This is a genomic window from Aggregatibacter sp. HK296 (assembly GCF_980469475.1).
Window position 1 is genome coordinate 55,597 of the sequence record NZ_OZ413142.1, and the last position, 21,284, is coordinate 76,880.

The following is a 21,284-nucleotide window of genomic DNA, read 5'->3' on the forward strand; positions in this document are numbered from 1 at the left end:
CACTGTAAATTTTGACCGCACTTTTTCATCGTGATAAAAAAATAGAGAATTTTAGGATGTAATTACGCCATCACCGGATACGACGATATTTCCAACGTAAGAGGGTTTTGTAAGGCGTTTGTTCATTGATTAATCCTTAGGAAAATTGGCACAAGAGTGGACGCTTGCGCCATCGGAGGCGTCTTATGTGTTGGCGACAAAGCAGCAGCGGAAAAAATTCGTCAAGACAGTTTAAAATCAGCCATGTCTATTCAAGATAAACCTGCTGAAATACAAGATGAACCAAAAACAGACGAAGAACCAACCGCACTTATTGCGAAACGTGATTAAAATAAACAACGACGGGGCTGAATAAAGCCCCGTTTTTTTCATTCCTAACCACCATTTATTTCATTTAAAACCCGCTGCTTATTACATTTCATTATAGGTAATAACTTTCCATTCTTTTCTCACCGATTCAAAATTTTTTACTATATCGCCACGCAAACGATTAAATCATGAAAAATGAATTGGGATTATATTTTAAGTGCCACACCACGTTTTGTTCATGCCATGCTGATGACACTTCATCTCGCCTTTTGGGGTATTTTATTGTCGCTGGTAATTGGTGTGATTTGTGCGGTGATTACCACCTACAAAGTCAAATCATTAACTTGGCTAGTAAAAGGCTATATCGAGCTTTCTCGCAATACGCCTTTATTAATTCAAGTATTTTTTCTCTATTTTGGGCTTTCTAAAATTGGTCTGAAATTAGATGGGTTTACTTGCGGCATTATCGGCCTGGCATTTTTAGGTGGAAGCTATATGGCAGAAGCTATTCGCGGAGGTCTGGAAGCGGTATCAAAAGGGCAAATTGAATCAGCCTTAAGTATTGGTCTAACCCCTTTTCAAGCTTTTCGCTATGTGATTTTCCCACAGGCCTTTGCGATTGCGACACCTGCAATCGGCGCAAATTGCTTGTTCTTAATGAAAGAAACCTCAGTGATCAGTGCCGTTGCCGTAGCCGAACTGATGTTTGTAGCGAAAGAAGTCATCGGGCTCGATTACAAAACCAATGAGGCCTTATTTTTATTAGTGGTGTTTTATTTGATCATTCTATTACCGATGTCTCTGTTCATCAGTTATTTAGAACGCCGGACTCGGAGAGCAAAATATGGGGCTTGAGTTATTATTCCAAGGTAGCAACATTGAACGCTTGCTTAACGGTTTATGCGTGACGGCTGAAATTGCGTTCATTTCTGTCTTCTTCGCCTGTATTTTAGGCGTGATTTTTGGCGTAATCATGACGAACAGAAACCCAATTATCAAAGCCATTTGCAGCTTTTATTTAGAATTTGTACGCATCATTCCATTATTAGTATTACTTTTTCTCGCTTATTTCGGTTTAGCAAAATGGTTTGATATTCACTTAGATGGCGTTTCTGTATGTATTTTGGTGTTTATTTTCTGGGGAACAGCAGAAATGGGGGATTTAGTGCGTGGTGCATTAACTTCCATTGAAAAACATCAAGTGGAATCAGCCTACGCTCTGGGCTTAACGCCGTTTCAAACCTTTGTGTATATTTTACTTCCGCAAAGTTTAAAGCGTGTGACACCAAGTGCTATTAACCTCTTTACTCGTATGGTAAAAACCAGCTCTTTGGCGATGTTAATTGGTGTGGTTGAAGTAATTAAAGTCGGTCAACAAATTATTGAGCATTTATTATTTAGTAATCAATCGGCGGCGCTTTGGATTTACGGTGTCATTTTCGGTTTATATTTTGTGATTTGTTACCCGCTATCCTTATTTTCCCGTTATTTAGAAACCCGTTGGGAAAGTTAATTTTAATTAGGAAAACACATGGCGTTATTAGAAATTAAAAACCTCGTCAAAAATTACGGTGATGTAGAAGCACTCAAAGGCATCAATCTTTCTATAGAGAAAGGCGAAGTTGTCGTTATTTTAGGTCCATCGGGTTGTGGTAAAAGTACTTTTTTACGCTGCCTAAATGGATTAGAAGAAATAAAGAGCGGTCAGATTTTGCTTCAAAATGCTGGAGAGTTAGGTAAAGACATTCCTTGGGTCAAAGCACGTCAACGCATTGGGATGGTATTCCAAAGTTATGAACTCTTCGCTCATTTATCAGTAATTGACAATATTTTACTCGGTCCTTTAAAAGTACAAAAACGCGATCGCGCAGAAGCTGAAAAACAAGCCGATGAGTTACTTAAACGTGTAGGTCTATATGACCGAAAAAATGCCTATCCGCGTGAATTATCAGGTGGGCAAAAACAGCGAATTGCTATTGTGCGTTCACTTTGCATGAACCCTGAAATTATTCTGTTCGATGAAGTCACTGCTGCCCTTGACCCTGAAATGGTACGCGAAGTACTTGATGTGATTTTAGGTCTCGCTAAAGATGGTATGACGATGCTCATCGTTACCCATGAAATGAACTTCGCCCGTCAAGTAGCTAACCGCATTGTGTTTATGGATAAAGGGCAAATCATTGAACAGGCAAAACCGGAAGATTTCTTCACGAATCCAACCACGGATCGTGCGAAAACATTCTTAAATATCTTAAATTATGAACCGAGAGGGACAAACTATGAAGAAAACATTTAAAACATTGACCGCACTTTTAGCCACTGCCACCTTAGCATTTGGCTTAACCGCGTGTAATGATAAAGAACTAGCTAAAGACGGAGCAAAAACAATCTCAAGCCTTGAGCAAATACAAAAAGATGGCAAAGTGCGCATTGGTGTATTTAGCGATAAACCACCATTTGGTTATGTGGATGCGCAAGGTAAAAGCCAAGGCTTTGATGTCGAAATTGGTAAAGAGATCGGTAAAGACTTATTAGGTGACGAAAACAAAGTAGAGTTTGTTTTAGTGGATGCCGCAAACCGTGCTGAATACTTACTTTCTAAGAAAGTTGATATTATCTTAGCTAACTTTACTGTGACACCTGCTCGTAAAGAAGTGGTAGATTTTGCTAATCCATATATGAAAGTGGCACTCGGTGTCGTTTCAAAAGATGGCTCAGTCATTACTGATCTTGAACAATTAAAAGGCAAAACTTTAATTGTAGATAAAGGTACCACGGCTGATATTTTCTTTACCAAAAACTATCCAGATGTGAAGTTATTGAAATTCGAACAAAATACAGAAACCTTTGAAGCCTTACGTGATGGCCGTGGTGATGCCTTATCTAACGACAATACCTTCTTATTCGCTTGGGCAAAACAAAATCCAGGTTATACCGTAGGCGTAAAAAACTTTGGTGATCAAGATGTTATTGCACCAGCTGTTCGCAAAGATGCACCTGAATTGTTAAATTGGTTAAATAACGAAATCCAAACCTTAGGCAAAGATGGTCGTTTAAAACAAGCTTACGAAAAAACTTTATTGCCAGTTTATGGGGATACCGTAAACGAAAGCGATATCGTGGTTGAATATAAATAATTTAACCCAATTCACTTCCCCTGTAATTTCCCCACAGGGGAAGTGAAAACTCCTTTATTTTTGACCACTCTTTGGAAGATGTGGTGTAAATCTCGCCTTTAATGGCATTCTTTCCTGAATACGTTCCCGATTAATCTATAACGCCGCCTCTGTGGCTTCATAGTCCAACCATAAACTTGGATCATCAGGTAACATTTCATTCCAAATATATTGTACGTTAAAGCCTCGCGCCTTACATTCCGCATGCAATGCATCATACCGTTTCTTTAAAAACGCCAATTTATTAAAGAAAAAACGCACATGCCCTTCACCTAATTTATATTCCGTAGGCTGTCCTTTCAAATGAAATTTACCTTTCGCCACGGCATTAGGAATGCGGGTTAATTCACGATGTTCAGCTAAAAGATGCTGATCACAAAGCTCCTCAGGTGGAACAAGATTAATTCGAGTCATAAGTCATACCAAATAAAAAGGAACATAGTACGGGGCGTAAAGGTATTTGTCTATGATTTACTTATCTCTTTAAAAGAATAAATATTCAAGCATTTCAAAAAAGATATTTATCTGAGCATTTTAATAAAGTATTGATCTATTCAAAATAAACAGTACGATCGTCCTAACCTTAACAACTTATTATGGTCCACAAGAGCAATATTCATAATTTAAAGTGAATAAAGAAGATACCATAAAAAATATTTCATACTTTTGAGACATTCCAAATGAGAATCCTACTCTTTTTAACGCATTTCGCCATGCTGTTATTTAGTGCTTATTTATGGCACAAATTTGGCGTGCATTGGTTGCAAGTTAGTGGTTATGATTTAACGTTAAACGACCCTGTAGCTAATAGTCTAAATCATTCTATTAATATCTATTTTAGACTTATTGCCATTACTAGTTTCAGCTATCTCTTTTTTGCTATTTTTCAACGTTTTTATCGCAGCTTTGCGATGTTGCTATGGATGGCGAAAGTTGGAGTATTCGGGAAATATTTATTTGATTTGAATGCGCTACAAGGCACCAATTATGATGGTATGTTCCAAACCTCATCGGTTTATATTTATTTTTTATGCCCATTATTGTTAAGTTTGTTATCCTACCTTTATTGTAAGAAATAAAACAAGTAAACTCATAACTTAGCAATTCAAAAGGGTTTGCAAGCGGTTAAATTTTGTAGAAATTTTACCAATTTCGCCATTCAACAAGGAATTCAACATGAAAAAATTATTTGTATTCGCTTTATGTACTTTCTCTGTTTCTAGCTTTGCCTTAACCCCGCAAATAGAAACAGCATAAAACTCAGACTCTTTTATCAGTTTCCGCACTGCTAATGATGCTATTTATTGCTCTGGCGATATTCCTGACCTAAACCCCAAAGTTGAATGTGTTACTAAAATCAAAGGAAAACCGATTTTGCCGCGTCCGAAAGATTGTGAATTAGAATGGGGCGAGCTATTTTCTGTTGGCGCTACAGGAAAAGCCTCACTTGTTTGTGCCAGTGATACCCCCGCTGTACCATACTCTCAGATCTTAAAAGACGGCGAAACAATTAAAGGCAAAGGTTGGCAATGTACTGCGTCTGGTGATTCAGTTACTTGCTCAAACCAAGAAAAACACGGTTTTAAAATTAGCCAAGCAAAACAAAAATTATTTTAGTTTGTAGCGTATTTGAAAAATACACAATACGTTAATTGCCTTACCACAAGAGCGGTCAAATTTTTCTCACTTTTTACAAGGAATAAAAATGAAAAAATATTGGTTAATCCCATTGATGATACTTATTGGATCCCCCTATGCCAATAGCTGTGGCGGGCAATTTGATCCTGCCAGTGGAACCTGCCGAATTATTGGTCCTGACGGAAAAATGATCCTGTATAACTCAGCTCCACCTCAAAGTGGATATTCCGGAGGGTATTCAAGTGATGACTACTCAAACGCCCCTAGCCAACCCATCCCTTCTTACGCTGCAATCGCTGTGAATAGAAATACTGGTGATTGGGGATGGTCAACAGGTACTTTGACTGAATTTTCTGCTATCGAAGATGCCAAAAATAACTGTGAAAAAGCAGGAAATGGCCCATGTGAAGCTACGGCAACACAACTCAATGGTTGTCTTGCAATGGCATCATCTAGAGGCAAAAATGGTAGCTGGTCTTATTTCTTATCAAATTCGGGAACTTGCGGCTCAGTTGAAAAAGAAGCACTATCAAACTGTCGAGCAAGCAAAGCTAAAAACTGTAAAATTGAAATCCGCCAGCTTGATTCTGAGTATCAATACTTGGTTGAACCGCTATTAAGAAACTAGCTTATAGGGAGACATTCACGCACGGCTGTTATACACACTCGTGCGTGAATTGTAAAAGCTCATACTACTTTAATCTTCTTGCTACAAGAGCGGTCAAATTTTTCTCACTTTTTACAAGGAACACCAATCATGAAAAAGTCTCTTCTCTTAACGATTCTTTGTCTTCCATTTATGGCTCAAGCTAACGACAGTACGGGAACCGTCTCTACTGGTGGTGTGGAATATATTAAGAATGAGCACATTGCGATGCAAAAAGAAAACCTATTTATCAGCCAAGATAAAATTAAGGTGGAATATGAATATCGCAATCTGACCGATAAAGACATTACTGAGACGGTGCTATTCCCATTACCGGAAGTCATACTGCACGATTACGGTGATTTTGCTCACACCCAAAGTTTAATCAATTCGTTTAAGATTTATGTGAATGGCAAAGAAATCAAACCGACAACTCATGTACGCGCGTTCTTTTATGAAACCAAAAATGCAGATGATGCAGAGAAAAGAGAATTTATTTCTCACGATGTCACAGAGATTCTTCGTGCCTGTGGTTTAACTGAAGAAGAGTTAATGGAGCCTTGGTTACGTAAATCTGATTCTGCAGATGAGAAAATCTTGAAATGTCAGGATCCACGTCTTGCTAAATATTCATACAAAGACTCTGAGGATAGCGAAGATATCACTTGGGGCGGACAAATTATTTATAGCTGGCAACAAACCTTTAAAGCCAATTCGATTACTCAAATTCAGCACGAATATGCCCCTCTAGTCGGGGGTGGTATGGGACTTCCTGAGCTCGTGAATTATAAAAAGTTTGCCGATACCTTTTGTATTGATCCATCATTTAAAAAATCAGTAAAAGCAAAATCTAATCAAGGGATATACTACTGTGAGCTAGGTTATATTCTCAAAACTGGAGCAAACTGGGCAAAACCTATTGCGGATTTTACGCTTACCATTGAAAGACCAAAAGATCAGATTATTTCTTTCTGTTGGAAAGGTAAAGGCGAGGTGAAAAAAGTGCTGCAAAATGACAAAGTTGTGCAATATCAAGTAAAAGAAAAAGACTTCTTACCACAACATGATTTAGATGTGCTATATGGTGTAGATGCAAGGTTTGTTGAGTAGAAACTTATTACTAAACGATATGCTTTTACCATAAAGAGAAGATAAACCTCACAGAATTTTTCACAAGGAATCCAAAATGAAAAAATACTGGCTAATTCCATTAATGATGCTTGCTTTCACCTCCTATGCGAATAGCTGTGGTGGGCAATTTGATCCAGCAACTGGAACGTGTCGAATTATTGGTCCTGATGGAAGGATGATTATGTATAATTCAGCCCCTCCGCAAGGGGGATATTCAAATGCGCAAGTAGGGCCACCCGTAGGTTCTGACTACTATGCTGCCATTGCCATCAATAAAGCCACTGGAGATTGGGGATGGTCAACCGGTTTTTTAGGCGAATCTACGGCTATCATGGATGCAAGATTACACTGTGAAAAAGCAGAACGAGGAGAATGCGAAGGAGCAGCAACACAATTAAATGGCTGTCTTGCTATGGCATCGTCAAAAGATAAAAACGGGAATTGGACTTACTTCTTCTCTCGTTCTGGCATCTGTGGCACAGTTGAACAAGAAGCGTTATTAAATTGCCAAGCCAGCAAAGCTAAAAACTGCCAAATTGAAATTCGTCAATTAGACGCGCATTATAAATACTATATGTATCAATAAACGCTGAAAATCAATGTAGGGCGTATCAAATACGCCCTAACAAAAGGATTATTATGAAAAAATTACTTACATTGGCTTTATGTGCTTTATCCGTTTCAGTTTCTGCAAAAACCCCCACGATGGCGCAAGCGTCCTCGCTTGTGCCTATCAACTAAAAGTGCGGTCAAAAAATTCAAAGAATTTTGAATATTGGCTCTGCCGATGGTTATGAGTAAAATTCACAATATTTTTATTAAACAGCACCAGCGTGGACGCTGGCGCTATCATTGGGGCCATGTGAATGCGACCGTGCTGAAAGTTAAACTTTCTATGTCAATTATCAGCATTTCGTCTATTCACTTATTGCAAACCTTTGTGAATGCCTCAAAAATTCCTGAAAAAACAATTATGTGGGAAGTAATTATTCATTTTGCTTTCTTGATTTCAGCAATTGCGATGGCTTATACCGACAAAATTCTGTACAGTACAAGCCACAAAAACCATTAATACACAAAGTGCGGTCAAAATTGACCGCACTTTTTTTATTTAAACCTATAAAAATATTCACTTTATACTTACAATAAAAGCTGATAACCTGAGCAAATTACTATATTATTATCACGTATCTTTATCTTTTAATAAGGAAATATATCTCATGTTATCTCATAAGATTAAGCTAGTTTGTCTAGTTGCGTTCACACTCTTTTTAACAAGTTGCTCAACAATGTATAACCCATTAGACACTTTATACTGGCATGGTAAAGAAGACTATGAGTTTTTTGCTCGAAAACGTTTGCCAGATGAATCTTATCAATGCTTTAAAGACAATGAAAGAAGTTATATTCACGCTTATCGACTTGCTCTTTATGATTTACAAACCTATGAAGTTGGCAGAAACTCTAGAACAATCTTTCTAACAACAGAAAAAGTATATACTGGTGGTCATACATGGACTTATGTATTTACGGATGCAAGCCATAAAATCACATCTATTAGAGATGCCACAGGGTTTGGAGACATTGAAAAAGAATTTGGTTGTGGTGAGTATCAAGAAGCAGTAAAAATTGCTACACCAGAAGAACTAAAAAAACGCAAAATTAAACCTAGATTATGGGCTGCAATTGTTCGCACTCCAGAAATAAATCAAATGATGTGGGCTTCTGATGCAGCTTATAGTACTCTTGAGCAAGCCAAACAAGATTCACTAAAACAATGTCAAGAGTATGGTGGCAAAGACTGCCAATTAGTGATTGGTATAAGTAATATGTGTTTAGGGTTAGCTAGTGGTCGAGATAGTAGAGGTATGAGAGATTACTTCGGAAATAGCATTATTCCTGAGCACGCTAAAGAAATGGCGGTTGAAAATTGCCAAGCGAAAGGGGGCTCATCTTGTAAGCCTAGCCCAGCCCCTTCGCTTTGCGCCCTACCGTGTGATATGCTTAGAGATAAAACTTGTAACTTTGATAGTCCTCAAGTCATCATACCAGGAATTAAAGGCGGAAAAGCATTTAACGTAGCATTAGATGGTAATGTACTTAAATAGTAAATAATATTTTCAAAGTGCGGTCAAATCTGACCGCACTTTTGATCTGCACCTCAAAACCTGGACACCTAATTTGAGGTGCAGATTATGTCCTACCCTTATCAATTTCGTTTGAAAATTATCAAACTCGTCACCGAACAGGATTATGGTATCCGTGAGGTGGCTAAACTTCATAAAATTTCCCACGCTCTCGTCATTTATTGGCTAAAAGCATTTCGGGAAAGAGGGCTTGATGGCGTAAAATCGCCTCATACAAACCTTCAAACCCCGAAAATAGTGAAGTCAAAGATGAAAAAGAAAGACATTGAAATCCCGGAAACCACAGACTTTTCACCTAAAGCGTTTAGAAAGTTACAACGAGAGCTCGCCTTGGCTCGTGCGGAGATTGCTTACCTAAAGGAGTTGGAGGCGCTCGACCGTCAAAAACAACGACAGAAAAAGAAAAATCATTGAAAGATTGAAGCCAGACTATGTGTTAAATAATTTACTTCATGTGGCTAAAATGCCTCGCTCAAGCTTTTACTATAAAGAGATTAAGCGAAATTATCACGAGGTAAAAGAGACTATCTTATCGCTGTACAAAAAGAACAGAAAACGAGATGGTTATCGCCCCGTGACATTTAAATTACGCCAAATGGGTAACGGATGTAACGGAATTTCATGTTGGGCAAGAAAAGCTTTATTTTTCACCGTTGATGGACTTGGCTAACCGAGAAATTATTGCCTATAACTTTGCAACACGCCCGAAGTTTTCATTGGTGAAAGGTATGCTAGAACAAGGGCTTAGTCGGCTTAAACCGACAGAATGCCCGATTATTCATAGCGACCAAGGCGTATTGTATGGCTCGGCGGAATGGGTAAAGATGTTGGAAGGTAAAGCGGTTCAAAGTATGAGCCACCGATGAAATTGCTACGACAATGCGGTGATTAAAAGTTTTTTTGCGATACTAAAATCAGAGTGTTTTTATTCACGGAGCTATCATTCAATCGCTGAATTACAGGCTGAAATTGAAGAATATTTGGTGTATTACAATCAAGAACGAATTAAACTTGATTTAAAAGGATTAAGCCCAGTGCAATACCGAGCTCAATATTTAAGTTAACTAACCTGTCCAACTTTTTGGGGGCAGATCACTTTGTAGAAAATAAATCGATTAACTCATTTGCGTAAAGAAATCACGAATGCCCACCAACATATTGTTAATAGCAACCGCGGCTAAAATTAACCCCATCACCCGACTAATCACCGCCGCACCGGTGTTACCAATCCAGCGTTGAATGCGGTTGGCGGCGAGGAATAAAAGATAGGTGATCAACAATACAGAAAGCATGATTAAGGTTGTCATGGTTTGATCGAACAGGCTGAAACGATGGTTGTCGGTGAGTAACACAATTGCCATCATCGCGCCGGGCGAGGCAATAGACGGTACGGCTAACGGATAGACAGCCAGTTCGTTAAGATTGGATGAAAGTTTAATTTCTTGTTCCGGTTTGCCTTCACCGAAAATCATGGTCAAAGCGAACAGCAATAACACCAAACCACCGGCAATTTGGAAGGCGGTGAGGGGAATTTGCATGGCTTCTAACAAGGCTTGTCCGGCGATGAGGAAGAAAATCAAAATACCGGCGGAAATCATGACTGCTTTTAACGCGATTTTGCGGCGATCTTCCACTGAAAGGCCCACTGTTTTGGTTAAATAAACGGGAATAGAACCGATTGGATCGATGACCGCCCACAGCACCACAAATTGAACGACGAGAGAATCAAACATTGGCAACTCCGAGAAAAAAGTGGAAAATAACGCGTCTTTTTACAAATCAATATCTTATATTAAATTCATTATAAACCAATGCTTTTTTTCACAAATTTAACCCTAAAACGGGGCTTGACTACGCTCCTCGAAAACGCCAATGCCACCATTAATCCGGGACAAAAAGTCGGCCTGGTTGGCAAAAACGGTTGCGGCAAATCTTCCTTATTTGCGTTGCTTAAAAATGAAATGAGCGCCGAAGGTGGCGAGGTGTCTTTCCCGTCAACTTGGGCGTTGGCGTGGGTGAATCAAGAAACGCCCGCACTGGATTGTCGCGCCATTGATTATGTGATTCAGGGCGACCGTGAATACAGCCGTCTGCAACAGGCATTGCAACAAGCGAACGCGGACAATGACGGTAATGCGATTGCCACGTTGCATAATCAACTTGATGCCATTGATGCTTGGACGATTGAAGCACGCGCCGGCGAATTATTGCACGGTTTGGGATTTTCTCAGGCGGAATTGGAACAGCCGGTGAAGGCATTTTCCGGTGGTTGGCGGATGCGGTTGAATTTGGCCCAAGCCTTGATTTGTCGCTCTGATTTATTATTGCTCGATGAACCGACCAACCACTTGGATTTGGATGCCGTGATTTGGTTGGAGCGTTGGTTAAAACAATATCCGGGTACATTAATTCTAATTTCGCACGATCGTGACTTTTTAGATCCGATTGTCGGCAAAATTCTGCATATTGAACAACAAAAACTCAATGAATACACGGGCGATTATTCTTCCTTTGAATTGCAACGGGCAACGAAATTAGCGCAACAAAATGCCATGTATCGCCAGCAACAACTGAAAATTGATCACTTGCAGCGTTATATCGACCGTTTCAAAGCCAAAGCCACCAAAGCCAAACAGGCGCAAAGTCGCATAAAGGCATTGGAACGCATGGAAAAAATTGCGCCGGCGTATGTGGATAATCCGTTTCATTTTGAATTTCGTGAACCGCTCTCCCTGCCAAGTCCTCTATTAATGATGGAAAACGCTTCTGCCGGTTATGGTTCGGGTGAAAGTGCGGTGGAAATTTTAAGTAAAATTAAACTGAATTTGGTGCCCGGCTCGCGTATCGGGCTGCTCGGTAAAAATGGCGCAGGGAAATCTACCTTAATTAAATTATTGGCAGGCGAAATCCCCCCGACCGGTGGCACGATTCAATTGGCGAAAGGCGTACAATTAGGCTATTTCGCCCAGCATCAATTAGACACGTTGCGCGCGGATGAAAGCGCCTTGTGGCATTTACAAAAAATTGCGCCTCAACAAACAGAACAACAACTGCGCGATTATTTGGGTGGATTTGCTTTTCATGGCGACAAAGTGAATCAGCCGGTGGCGTCTTTTTCTGGTGGTGAAAAAGCGCGTTTGGTGCTGGCGCTTATTGTGTGGCAACGTCCTAATTTACTGTTGCTGGATGAACCGACCAACCACTTGGATTTGGATATGCGTCAGGCACTGACTGAAGCGTTGGTGGATTATCAAGGTTCTTTGGTGTTGGTGTCGCACGATCGCCATTTGTTGCGCAATACTGTAGATGAATTCTATTTGGTGCATGACAAGCAAGTGGAAGAATTTAAAGGTGATTTGGCGGATTATCAGAAGTGGCTGAACGAGCAGAATGCACAACCAGCAGAGATAAAAGCACAAAATGAGCCGAGTGAAAATGAAAATTCTGCTGCCAACCGTAAAGAGCAAAAACGTAAAGAAGCGGAACTTCGCCAACAACTTGCGCCATTACGCAAACAGGCAACGGAGCGAGAAACTCAAATGGAAAAATTGGGAGCTAAATTGCAACAGATTGAAACGGAGTTGGCGGATCCGAGTTTGTATGACGCAGAAATGAAAGCAAAATTGACCGCACTTTTAGCCGAGCAGGTGCAGGTGAAAAAGCAGTTGGAAGAGGTTGAAGTTGACTGGTTAGCACTGCAAGAAAGCATAGAAGACATCATGTCTCAAGCAGAATAAACGGCAAAATAATCTTGTTTTGGAAGCAACATCACATAAATTTTAAAAAGATCAAAATTTCACTTGATACTGTATATTGATACAGTTATTATAAGCGCGAATTTTGATAATGATTTTCCCGAGGTAAAAAATGGCAACTCAAGAAGAAAAACAAAAAGCGCTCGAAGCCGCGTTAGGTCAAATCGAAAAACAATTTGGTAAAGGCGCCATCATGAAATTAGGCGACAGCCAAAAATTGGATATTGAAGCGATTTCCACCGGCTCCTTCGGTCTTGACTTAGCGTTAGGGATCGGCGGTTTGCCAATGGGACGTATCGTTGAAATTTTTGGCCCGGAATCTTCCGGTAAAACCACCTTAACGCTTTCTGTGATCGCTGAAGCGCAAAAAGCAGGTAAAACCTGTGCCTTTATCGATGCAGAACATGCCTTAGACCCAATTTATGCCTCTAAACTGGGCGTTGATGTGAAAGAGTTGTTGGTTTCTCAACCGGACAACGGTGAGCAAGCGTTAGAAATCTGTGATGCCTTAGTACGTTCCGGTGCGGTGGATGTGATTATTGTTGACTCCGTTGCAGCTTTAACGCCGAAAGCAGAAATTGAAGGCGACATGGGCGATTCTCATGTGGGCTTGCAAGCACGTCTCATGTCTCAAGCGTTGCGTAAATTGACCGGACAAATTAAAAATGCCAACTGTTTAGTGATTTTCATCAACCAAATCCGCATGAAGATCGGGGTGATGTTTGGTAACCCGGAAACCACTACCGGTGGTAACGCACTGAAATTCTATGCCTCTGTACGTTTAGATATTCGTCGTGTCGGGTCAATCAAAGAAGGCGATGAAGTGATTGGTAACGAAACCCGCGTGAAAGTGGTGAAAAACAAAGTCGCACCACCGTTCCGTCAAGTGGATTTCCAAATTCTGTACGGTGAAGGCATTTCTAAAGAAAGCGAATTGATTGATCTTGGTGTAAAACACAAGCTCATCAGCAAAGCCGGTGCATGGTATGCTTATGAAAACGAGAAAATCGGTCAAGGTAAAACCAATGCAATGAAATGGTTAAAAGACAATCCGGAGCAAGCGAAATTAATTGAAAGCACTTTGCGTGATGAATTGTTAGCGCATCCTGAAACAGCCATTACCGCCGATGTTGAAGATGAAGCAGGTGAAGCTGACTTCGAATAAGATGAGTGATGTCAAAAAGTGCGGTCAAAAATGACCGCACTTTTTATATCGGTTTTTAACCATAATAACAAGTAACACAATATGTCCTCCCTTGCCTTAACTTATGTGATGAATTTACTTTCTCGCCGTGAATACAGCGAATTTGAACTGCGTTGTAAAATGCAGGAAAAAGCCTTTTCCGAGGAAGAAATTGACCAAGCCATTGCCCATTGCCAGCAAAAAAACTGGCAAAGTGATCAACGTTTTACCGAAAGTTATTTGAACAGCCGTTCTCAACGAGGCTATGGTGTGAATAGAATCAAACAAGAATTGCGTCAATTAAAAGGGATTGAAAGCGCAACCATTGAAGCGGTTGTCCGTGAATGCGATATTGATTGGTCGGCATTGGCGTTAAATGTGTTACGCAAAAAGTTTCCTGATTATAAGGAAAAGCAACCGCCGAAAATGCGCCAAAAAATTTGGCAATACATGCTGTCACATGGGTTTCATCAAGAGGATTTTGCGGATTATGTGGGTTCTGACCCGAGCAAGTTTGATTAGCGTTGTATAGTAACTGACATGTTATCGATTTCAACGTAGAATAACCTCTCACAAAATCATTAGTTAGGAGAAAAAATGACGAAAGTAGTTCATACAGAGAAGGCACCGGCCGCGATTGGGCCTTATGTACAAGCCGTTGATTTAGGCAATTTAGTGCTGACTTCCGGACAAATTCCGGTCAATCCGGTAACCGGTGAAGTGCCGAAAGACATTGTGGCACAAGCTCGTCAGTCTTTGGAAAATGTGAAAGCGATCATTGAACAAGCCGGACTCACTGTTGCTGATATTGTGAAAACAACGGTATTCGTGAAAGATTTAAATGATTTTGCGGCAGTCAATGGCGAATATGAGCGTTTCTTCAAAGAAAATCATCACCCGAGTTTCCCTGCACGTTCTTGTGTGGAAGTCGCCCGTCTGCCGAAAGATGTTGGCTTAGAAATTGAGGCTATTGCCGTAAGGGCGTAGTTTTGTTCACAGATGTGTTTATAAAAAATCCCGCAAGTCAGTTTGCGGGATTTTTTATGTTTCACCTTGCGTTACGGCAATAAATTTTCTAATTGCCATAATTCGTTTAAAGCCTCGCGACGGCGGATAAGATAAGCTTTATCGCCATCCACCATCACTTCCGCCGTTCTTGGGCGAGAGTTATAGTTAGAAGACATACTTGCGCCGTAGGCACCGGCAGATCGTTGGGCTAAATAATCCCCTTCCGCAATGGCAAGTTTGCGTTGTTTGCCGAGGAAATCGGAGGTTTCGCAAATTGGGCCAACCACATCATAGATTTTTTCTTCACGCGCTAAAGTGCGGTCGATTTCGAGAATGTTCATGTAGGCTTGATACAATGCCGGGCGAATCATGTCGTTCATGCCGGCATCCACAATGGCAAAATTGCGACTTTCGTTGGATTTTAAATACTCTACTTTGGTTACCAAAATCCCCGCGTTGGCGGTAATGGCGCGCCCCGGTTCGACGATGATTTCTAGCTCACTGAATGCACTTAACTTTTCCCATAATGCTTTGGCATATTCTGTCGGATGTGGCGGTGTTTCGTCCGTATAAGTCACCCCCAAGCCACCGCCTAAGTCTAAGTGTTTTAAACGAATGCCATCTTGTTTTAATTGTTCCATGAGGACAATTAAGCGATCTACCGCATCTAAAAAGGGTTGTAATTCCGTGAGTTGTGAGCCGATATGGCAATCCATGCCGACGATTTTAATATTCGGTAAGGTGGCGGCTACTTTATAGACTTCACGAGCCTGTTCTACACTCACGCCGAATTTATTTTCTTTTAACCCTGTGGAAATGTAGGGGTGCGTGTGGGCGTCCACGTCCGGATTTACGCGTAACGAAATTGGTGCGATTTTGCCCATTTCACCGGCGATTTGGTTAATACGCAATAATTCTGCTTCCGATTCCACGTTAAAACAACGAATATTGACTTCTAAGGCACGAGCGATTTCTTGGCGGGATTTTGCGACTCCTGAAAAGACCACTTTGGCCGCGTCACCGCCGGCGGCAAGGACGCGTTCCAATTCCCCTTGGGACACAATGTCAAAGCCTGATCCTAATTTTGCCATCACGTTTAAAATCGCAATATTTGGGTTGGATTTCACCGCAAAACACACCAAGTGCGGATGCTCGCCGAAAGCGTTATTAAATGCGTGCCAATGGCGTTCAAGGGTGGCTCGAGAATAAACATACAACGGCGTACCAAATTGTTCGGCCAATTGTTTGACCGGCAGATTTTCCGCCATGAGTTGATTGTTTTTATATTGGAAAAAGTCCATAAGGTCGCCTATAAAAAGTTATTTGGTTGTTTTCTGAGCGCTGTCTTGTTCGGGGAAATACAACGGACCTTTTACGCCGCAGCCGGTACTTAGCGCGCACAATGTCACGAGTAAAAATACGGAAATAAGTTTTTTCATTGGTTGTTCCTTGTGCTCAAATTTGACTGTTCTTTTTACCACTAAATCCGGCTTTGTGCTATCACAACGCACAGAAAATCTTTATAATTTCCGCCCTACTGTTATTTATTGGAGTGATTTTATGAATATCGTCGAGTTTCATCAGAAAATCGAGCAAATTTGGGATGAAATTGAAGAGCAACTGGAAGCGCAAGATTGTGATGCCGATTGTGAACGCCAAGGTTCCGTGTTCACGATTACGCTTGGCGATCGCAGTCAAATTGTGATCAACAAACAAGAACCGTTGTTGGAATTATGGTTGGCGAGCCACAATGGCGGTTTCCATTTTGCCTATAAAAATGAACGTTGGGTCAGCAACGATGGCTTAGATTTTTGGCAAGCCCTAACCGAAGCGCTTGCTAAACATGGTGAGCAGGTGCAGCTCGGTTAATGAATCACCTGACCTCATACGAACCGATGAAAAGTGCGGTGGATTTTCTCGATAAATCGTCGGCAAAATCCACCGCACTTTATGCGATGGCAAAGAATGTGTTGCATTCGGTGTTCGGCTATCAAGCTTTCCGCAAAGGGCAAGAGGAAATTATCCAGGCGACGCTGAATGGGCAAGACTGTTTGGTCATTATGGCGACAGGCACGGGGAAATCATTGTGCTACCAAATTCCTGCGTTATGTTTTGATGGGATGACCTTGGTAGTATCGCCGTTGATTTCACTGATGAAAGACCAAGTGGATCAACTGCGTGCTAGCGGCGTAGAAGCGGATTATTTAAACTCCTCGCAAACCTTTGAAGAACAGCAACAGGTGCAAAATAGGGCGATTTCCGGCCAGTTAAAATTATTGTATTTGTCCCCGGAAAAAGTCATGACCAACAGCTTTTTCCAATTTATTTCTTTATGTCAGGTGAGCTTTATCGCCATTGATGAGGCGCACTGCATTTCCCAATGGGGGCACGATTTTCGCCCTGAATATACCCAACTTGGCGGCTTAAAAGGCAGCTTCCCGAACGTCCCGATTATGGCACTCACTGCCACTGCAGACCCTACAACGCAACAAGATATTCTGCAAAATCTCCGCCTAAATCGACCGCACTTTCATGTAGGGAGTTTTGATCGCCCGAATATTCGCTACACCTTAGTGGAAAAATTTAAGCCGATGGAACAGCTGTGTCGTTTCGTGGTGGCACAAAAAGGCAAAAGTGGCATTGTGTATTGCAACAGTCGCAACAAAGTGGAACGCATTGCGGAGACCCTGTGCAACAAAGGTGTGCGGGCAGCGGCTTATCATGCGGGCATGGAAAATAGCTTGCGGGAAAAGGTACAACGGGATTTTCAGCGGGACAACATCCAAGTGGTGGTGGCGACGATCGCCTTCGGTATGGGGATTAATAAATCCAACGTACGCTTTGTGGCGCATTTCGATTTACCGCGTAGCATTGAATCCTACTATCAAGAAACCGGCCGTGCAGGGCGGGATGATTTGCCGGCAGAAGCGGTGCTATTTTACGATCCGGCGGATTATGTGTGGTTGAACAAAATGCTCATGGAAAAGCCGGAAACGCCACAACGCCAAGTTGAACAGCATAAATTGCAAGCCATCGGTGAATTTGCCGAGAGTCAAACCTGTCGCCGTTTGGTCTTATTGAATTATTTCGGTGAACATCGTCAAACCGCCTGTCAAAATTGCGATATTTGTCTTGATCCACCGAAAAAATACGATGGGTTGTTGGACGCGCAAAAAATTATGTCGGCAATTTATCGTACTGGTCAATCTTATGGTGCCCATTATGTCATTGCTGTCTTGCGTGGCATGAATAATCAGAAAATTCGCGATCAGCAACACGACCAACTGAGTGTGTATGGCATCGGCAAAGAACACAGCACGGAATATTGGCAGTCAGTATTACGCCAGTTAATTCATTTGGGCTTTGTGCGCCAAATCATTGGCGAGTATGGCAATACGTTACAGCTCACAGAAAACGCCAAGCCGATTTTGCGGGGAGAGATGCCGTTGGAATTGGCAACGCCACGCCTGTCATCTATCGTCACTACGGCCATGATGCACAAAAGTGCGGTCGGTTCTTACGACAAAGATTTATTTGCACGTTTGCGCTTCTTGCGTAAGCAAATTGCCGATAAAGAAAACATTCCCCCGTATATCGTGTTTAACGATGCGACTTTACAAGAAATGGCGCAATACCAACCGGTCAGCAACATTGAGATGTTGCAAATTAACGGTGTCGGTACGATTAAATTGGAACGTTTCGGACAAGCGTTTCTGTCTTTAATCCGCGAACATAAAAATGCCCGCGCAACCGAATAAGTCTAAGTACCGTTTAAGTGCAGTTATGTTTAGCTAATTGCGCAAAATTTTGCTATAATCCCGCCCAATTTTTTACGAATTACACAGAGAAGAATTATGTCAACAACTACTCCAGAAACTTATGGTGCAAACAGTATTAAAGTGCTGAAAGGGCTTGATGCGGTGCGTAAACGTCCCGGCATGTATATCGGTGACACAGACGATGGAACGGGTTTACACCATATGGTTTTTGAGGTGGTGGATAACGCCATTGATGAAGCCTTGGCAGGTTATTGCAGTGACATTATCGTGACTATTCACTCCGACAATTCCGTTTCTGTGCAAGATGACGGGCGCGGTATTCCAGTAGATATTCACCCGGAAGAAGGCGTTTCTGCTGCAGAAGTCATTATGACGGTCTTGCATGCGGGCGGTAAATTTGACGATAACTCCTATAAAGTCTCCGGTGGTTTGCACGGTGTGGGCGTGTCTGTGGTCAATGCGTTGTCCGATAAATTGCAACTGACTATTCGTCGTCAAGGCAAAGTGCATGAGCAATTTTACAGCCTTGGCGATCCACAAGCGCCGTTAGCCGTGATTGGCGAAACCACCCAAACCGGAACCACCGTGCGTTTCTGGCCGAGTTCGACCATCTTCACAAATATTGAATTTGAATACGATATTTTAGCTAAACGCCTAAGGGAGTTATCTTTCTTAAACTCCGGTGTTTCTATCCGTTTAATTGACGAACGTACCGACAAACAAGACCATTTTCACTACGAAGGCGGTATTCAAGCGTTTGTGGAATATATCAATCGTGGTAAAACGCCGATCCACCCGAAACCGTTCTATTTCTCTGCAGAAAAAGACGGCATTGGCGTGGAAATTGCGTTGCAATGGAACGATGGTTATGCAGAAAACATTTACTGCTTTACCAATAACATTCCACAACGCGATGGTGGTACGCACTTGGCAGGTTTCCGTGGCGCGATGACCCGTACGTTGAATAACTACATGGAAAACGAAGGCTACACCAAGAAATCCAAAGTGGCGACTTCCGGTGATGATGCCCGTGAAGGCTTGGTGGCCGTGATTTCCGTGAAGGTACCTGATCCAAAATTCTCTTCTCAAACAAAAGACAAATTGGTTTCCTCCGAAGTGAAAAGTGCGGTGGAATCTTTGATGAACGAGTATTTGCAAACCTATTTGTTGGAAAATCCAAACGATGTGAAAATCATCGTGACCAAAATTATTGATGCGGCACGTGCACGTGAAGCCGCACGCAAAGCCCGTGAAATGACCCGTCGTAAAGGCGCATTAGACTTAGGCGGCTTGCCAGGTAAATTGGCGGATTGTCAGGAGCGTGATCCGGCGTTATCCGAACTTTATATCGTGGAGGGTGACTCTGCGGGCGGTTCGGCAAAACAAGGGCGTAATCGTAAAAACCAAGCGATTCTGCCGTTAAAAGGGAAAATCCTGAACGTGGAAAAAGCCCGCTTTGATAAAATGTTATCTTCTGCGGAAGTGGGTACATTGATTACGGCGCTAGGTTGCGGTATCGGTCGTGACGAATATAACCCGGATAAATTGCGTTATCACAGCATTATTATCATGACCGATGCGGACGTGGATGGTTCACACATTCGTACGTTGTTATTAACCTTCTTCTATCGTCAAATGCCGGAGCTGATTGAACGTGGTTATGTGTATATTGCCCAGCCACCGTTGTATAAAGTGAAAAAAGGTAAACAAGAGCAATACATTAAAGACGATGAAGCCATGGCAGAATTTGAATTGGCGATTGCGTTGGAAAATGCGGCGCTTTATGTGAATGACAACGCGCCGGGTATGCAAGGTGTGGCGTTACAAAATCTCGCTTCCGAATATCTTGCAGTACAAAAAATGACGACCCGCTTGAGCCGTTATTATCCGGAAAGCGTGTTGAAAGAATTGATTTATCAACCGGCGTTGACCACAGCGTTAATGCAACAGGAAAGTGCGGTCAATTCTTGGGCTGATTCTTTGGTTGCTTCTTTAAATAGAAAAGAAACCGACGGCAGACATTATAGCTATCGTTTGCAATTCAATGCTGAACGAAACGTACATGAAGTGGTGTTAACAGTGAGAACACACGGGATTGATACGGATTATTTCTTGAACTTCCAATTTGTGACCGGTAATGAATATGCGCGTTTAATTACGTTGGGTGAAAAATTGGTCGGCTTATTAGAAGAAAATGCCTATGTTATGCGTGGTGAACGTAAAGTTGCAGTCGCTTCTTTTGAACAGGCAATTGAATGGTTGATGAAAGAATCTCGTCGTGGTTTGATGATTCAACGCTATAAAGGGTTAGGTGAAATGAACCCGGAACAGCTTTGGGAAACGACAATGGATCCAAACACTCGCCGCATGTTGAAAGTGTCTATCAAAGATGCGGTGGCGGCAGATCAGTTATTCACCACCTTGATGGGAGATGAAGTTGAGCCTCGCCGTGAGTTCATTGAGAGTAATGCGTTAAGAGCGAATTTGGATATTTAAAATCCATTTAAAAAAA

Annotated in this window: 22 protein-coding genes and 4 pseudogenes; 22 read left to right on the plus strand and 4 right to left on the minus strand. The window is 41.7% G+C overall.

Going from position 1 to position 21,284, the window contains the following annotated elements; genetic code table 11:
- Positions 1-156: 156 nt before the first annotated feature.
- The 5 genes from AC30SH_RS00310 to AC30SH_RS00330 all read left to right on the plus strand — a co-directional run bounded on the left by AC30SH_RS00310 (position 157) and on the right by AC30SH_RS00330 (position 3,446).
- Complete coding sequence (locus tag AC30SH_RS00310; RefSeq protein WP_249113875.1) at positions 157-330, plus strand: hypothetical protein; 174 nt, start codon at positions 157-159, stop codon at positions 328-330.
- A gap of 174 nt (positions 331-504) precedes the next feature.
- Positions 505-1,164: an amino acid ABC transporter permease gene (locus AC30SH_RS00315; protein ID WP_006719856.1), complete on the plus strand. Its 660-nt coding sequence runs from the start codon at positions 505-507 to the stop codon at positions 1,162-1,164.
- The gene (locus AC30SH_RS00320; RefSeq protein WP_489581944.1) at positions 1,154-1,822 is read left to right on the plus strand and encodes an amino acid ABC transporter permease; all 669 of its coding nucleotides are present in this window, start codon (positions 1,154-1,156) and stop codon (positions 1,820-1,822) included. The genes AC30SH_RS00315 and AC30SH_RS00320 overlap by 11 nt, the downstream gene beginning before the upstream one ends.
- Positions 1,823-1,840: 18 nt before the next feature.
- Positions 1,841-2,605, plus strand: coding sequence for an amino acid ABC transporter ATP-binding protein (locus tag AC30SH_RS00325; protein ID WP_005699182.1), 765 nt, complete (start codon positions 1,841-1,843; stop codon positions 2,603-2,605).
- The gene (locus AC30SH_RS00330) at positions 2,589-3,446 is read left to right on the plus strand and encodes a cysteine ABC transporter substrate-binding protein (RefSeq protein ID WP_479747212.1); all 858 of its coding nucleotides are present in this window, start codon (positions 2,589-2,591) and stop codon (positions 3,444-3,446) included. Before AC30SH_RS00325 ends, AC30SH_RS00330 begins: the two co-directional genes overlap by 17 nt.
- 138 nt (positions 3,447-3,584) lie before the next feature.
- Here the strand turns inward: AC30SH_RS00330 and AC30SH_RS00335 are convergent.
- Positions 3,585-3,899, minus strand: a pseudogene (locus tag AC30SH_RS00335) (pyrimidine dimer DNA glycosylase/endonuclease V); the annotation flags it as partial.
- A gap of 266 nt (positions 3,900-4,165) precedes the next feature.
- Between AC30SH_RS00335 and AC30SH_RS00340 the strand changes: the two are divergent.
- From AC30SH_RS00340 to AC30SH_RS00385, 10 genes and pseudogenes are all read left to right on the plus strand, one after another.
- The gene (locus AC30SH_RS00340) at positions 4,166-4,564 is read left to right on the plus strand and encodes a hypothetical protein (protein ID WP_212510149.1); all 399 of its coding nucleotides are present in this window, start codon (positions 4,166-4,168) and stop codon (positions 4,562-4,564) included.
- Positions 4,565-4,859: 295 nt separating this feature from the next.
- Entirely contained in the window at positions 4,860-5,102 is a 243-nt protein-coding gene (locus AC30SH_RS00345) for a DUF6636 domain-containing protein (protein ID WP_489581945.1), read from the plus strand.
- Between the two features lie 88 nt (positions 5,103-5,190).
- A complete protein-coding gene (locus AC30SH_RS00350) occupies positions 5,191-5,751 on the plus strand; it encodes a DUF4189 domain-containing protein (RefSeq protein ID WP_489581946.1) in 561 nt (186 codons plus the stop codon).
- Positions 5,752-5,880: 129 nt separating this feature from the next.
- Complete coding sequence (locus AC30SH_RS00355; protein ID WP_489581947.1) at positions 5,881-6,879, plus strand: DUF4424 family protein; 999 nt, start codon at positions 5,881-5,883, stop codon at positions 6,877-6,879.
- A gap of 202 nt (positions 6,880-7,081) precedes the next feature.
- Positions 7,082-7,486, plus strand: coding sequence for a DUF4189 domain-containing protein (locus AC30SH_RS00360; RefSeq protein WP_489581948.1), 405 nt, complete (start codon positions 7,082-7,084; stop codon positions 7,484-7,486).
- A gap of 195 nt (positions 7,487-7,681) precedes the next feature.
- Positions 7,682-7,972, plus strand: a pseudogene (locus AC30SH_RS00365) (YqhA family protein); the annotation flags it as partial.
- A gap of 217 nt (positions 7,973-8,189) precedes the next feature.
- The gene (locus AC30SH_RS00370; protein WP_006719837.1) at positions 8,190-9,008 is read left to right on the plus strand and encodes a DUF4189 domain-containing protein; all 819 of its coding nucleotides are present in this window, start codon (positions 8,190-8,192) and stop codon (positions 9,006-9,008) included.
- Positions 9,009-9,095: 87 nt separating this feature from the next.
- Positions 9,096-9,461 carry a transposase gene (locus AC30SH_RS00375; RefSeq protein ID WP_489581949.1) on the plus strand — a complete coding sequence of 122 codons (366 nt, stop codon included), beginning with the start codon at positions 9,096-9,098 and terminating at the stop codon, positions 9,459-9,461.
- A 236-nt stretch (positions 9,462-9,697) separates the two neighbouring features.
- Positions 9,698-9,913: pseudogene (locus tag AC30SH_RS00380) on the plus strand (DDE-type integrase/transposase/recombinase); the annotation flags it as partial.
- Between the two features lie 15 nt (positions 9,914-9,928).
- Positions 9,929-10,111 (plus strand): annotated as a pseudogene (locus AC30SH_RS00385) (IS3 family transposase); the annotation flags it as partial.
- Positions 10,112-10,162: 51 nt separating this feature from the next.
- Here the strand turns inward: AC30SH_RS00385 and AC30SH_RS00390 are convergent.
- Positions 10,163-10,780 carry a MarC family protein gene (locus AC30SH_RS00390; RefSeq protein ID WP_048749193.1) on the minus strand — a complete coding sequence of 206 codons (618 nt, stop codon included), beginning with the start codon at positions 10,778-10,780 and terminating at the stop codon, positions 10,163-10,165.
- Between the two features lie 78 nt (positions 10,781-10,858).
- Here AC30SH_RS00390 and AC30SH_RS00395 point away from each other — a divergent pair, with 78 nt between their 5' ends.
- From AC30SH_RS00395 to AC30SH_RS00410, 4 genes are all read left to right on the plus strand, one after another.
- A complete protein-coding gene (locus AC30SH_RS00395) occupies positions 10,859-12,784 on the plus strand; it encodes an ABC transporter ATP-binding protein (RefSeq protein WP_489581950.1) in 1,926 nt (641 codons plus the stop codon).
- A gap of 130 nt (positions 12,785-12,914) precedes the next feature.
- Positions 12,915-13,967, plus strand: a complete 1,053-nt coding sequence (recA, locus tag AC30SH_RS00400) for a recombinase RecA (protein ID WP_314115857.1) — start codon at positions 12,915-12,917, stop codon at positions 13,965-13,967.
- An 81-nt stretch (positions 13,968-14,048) separates the two neighbouring features.
- On the plus strand, positions 14,049-14,507 hold the full coding sequence (gene recX / locus AC30SH_RS00405; protein ID WP_489581951.1) for a recombination regulator RecX: 459 nt from the start codon (positions 14,049-14,051) through the stop codon (positions 14,505-14,507).
- A gap of 75 nt (positions 14,508-14,582) precedes the next feature.
- Positions 14,583-14,972 (plus strand): RidA family protein, encoded by a 390-nt coding sequence (locus AC30SH_RS00410; RefSeq protein ID WP_048749199.1) that lies wholly within the window; start codon positions 14,583-14,585, stop codon positions 14,970-14,972.
- A 71-nt stretch (positions 14,973-15,043) separates the two neighbouring features.
- Here the strand turns inward: AC30SH_RS00410 and lysA are convergent, their stop codons facing one another.
- Complete coding sequence (gene lysA / locus AC30SH_RS00415; protein ID WP_048749201.1) at positions 15,044-16,294, minus strand: diaminopimelate decarboxylase; 1,251 nt, start codon at positions 16,292-16,294, stop codon at positions 15,044-15,046.
- A gap of 18 nt (positions 16,295-16,312) precedes the next feature.
- Positions 16,313-16,432, minus strand: a complete 120-nt coding sequence (gene lptM / locus AC30SH_RS00420) for an LPS translocon maturation chaperone LptM (protein WP_006719816.1) — start codon at positions 16,430-16,432, stop codon at positions 16,313-16,315.
- Positions 16,433-16,553: 121 nt separating this feature from the next.
- Between lptM and cyaY the strand changes: the two genes are divergently transcribed.
- The 3 genes from cyaY to gyrB all read left to right on the plus strand — a co-directional run bounded on the left by cyaY (position 16,554) and on the right by gyrB (position 21,268).
- Entirely contained in the window at positions 16,554-16,862 is a 309-nt protein-coding gene (cyaY, locus tag AC30SH_RS00425) for an iron donor protein CyaY (protein WP_021615942.1), read from the plus strand.
- Complete coding sequence (gene recQ / locus AC30SH_RS00430) at positions 16,862-18,751, plus strand: DNA helicase RecQ (RefSeq protein WP_048749203.1); 1,890 nt, start codon at positions 16,862-16,864, stop codon at positions 18,749-18,751. Before cyaY ends, recQ begins: the two co-directional genes overlap by 1 nt.
- Positions 18,752-18,847: 96 nt before the next feature.
- Positions 18,848-21,268 carry a DNA topoisomerase (ATP-hydrolyzing) subunit B gene (gyrB, locus tag AC30SH_RS00435; protein WP_048749205.1) on the plus strand — a complete coding sequence of 807 codons (2,421 nt, stop codon included), beginning with the start codon at positions 18,848-18,850 and terminating at the stop codon, positions 21,266-21,268.
- Positions 21,269-21,284 lie beyond the last annotated feature (16 nt).